The sequence below is a fragment of the Microbacterium sp. P5_B6 genome (genome assembly GCF_056400345.1).
On sequence record NZ_JBFULL010000073.1, the window covers coordinates 1 to 1299 of the forward strand.

The following is a 1299-nucleotide window of genomic DNA, read 5'->3' on the forward strand; positions in this document are numbered from 1 at the left end:
CCGCGTGCTTCGACTGAAGGAAAGACTGGGCCTGTTCGAGAACCCATTCGTGGATGAGAGCGTCGCCCTCACGACTCCCACCGAATCGACGCTTCACGCAGCTCAAGAAGCGGCGGAACGTTGCATCGTGCTTCTGAAAAACGATGCYGGCACACTCCCGCTCTCGAAGACGCCCCGAAAGGTACTTCTTACGGGGCCCTACGCCACCAGCACAGATCATCTCGGCGCCTGGGTCCAAAACTTCGGGCACCCGTCCACGTCTCTCGCGGACGCCCTCGCCGAGAAATTCGACGCCATCGAGTGGACTGTTGCCCCGGGTGCGGACTTCCTCGACAGCTCGGACGAGTCGATCACCGATGCCACCCGTTTGGCGCGACAACACGATCTCATTGTCCTGGCGGTCGGTGAGCCCAGCGCTCTTTCCGGGGAGGCAAGCTCCCGCAGCGATCTACGACTCCCGGGAGATCAAGAAAAGCTCATCCATGCGATCGCAGACACGGGCGTACCTTTCATCGTGATTCTCAGCACCGGCCGACCGCTCGTGGTTGAAGACTGGATAGAACGCGCGCCCGACGTCCTTCTCACCTGGCACCTCGGCACACGCGGCCCCGAAGCTATCGCGCGCGTCCTTGCCGGCGACGTAGACGCCGGCGGGCGCATCCCGATGGCGTTTCCTCGCGCCGTCGGTCAGATCCCCATCCACCACGACCACGAACGGACCGGACGACCCGCCTCGAGCGGCGGCACGCTTGCTGCGACTGCCCTCGACGTCGGTCTGCATGGCCCGGACAACCTCGGCGACGTCTTCACATCGAAGTACCTGGACTTGCCTTTAGGGCCCAGATTCGCCTTCGGACACGGCCTGAGCTATACCGCGTTCACGCTGACCGAACCCACCGTGTCTCGCCAAATGGTTTCACGAGCAGACCTGTCCCAGGGCGCCACCGTCGAAGTCAGCGTCGACGTCACGAATGTCGGCAAGCGCGCTGGGGACGACGTCATCCTTTTGCTTCTTGCCGACCCGGTCGCGTCCGTGACACAGCCCGTCCAACGACTGCGCGGCTTCGAACGCGTGCATCTGGGGCCCGGCGAGTCCCACTCGGCTCACTTCGTCCTCGAACAAGGGGACCTCGCCTTCTGGACCGACGACGACGAGCTCAGACTCGAAGACGGCGAACTCAGACTCATYCTCAGCGACGGCACGGAACGACACGAAATCACCCTGACCATCGGGTGAAAGCATCCAGCGGGTGCCTTCCCGGCCGACACGAAAGACGAGGTCTGAATTGTCTACTACCG

The 1299-nt window shown here is 63.1% G+C and carries 1 protein-coding gene; it reads left to right on the forward strand.

Annotation, left to right across the window (positions count from 1 at the left end):
- A partial coding sequence (locus AC1DP3_RS18280; protein ID WP_477295789.1) for a glycoside hydrolase family 3 C-terminal domain-containing protein occupies window positions 1-1237 on the forward strand: 1237 nt, incomplete at its 5' end.
- Between the last annotated feature and the right edge of the window lie 62 nt (window positions 1238-1299).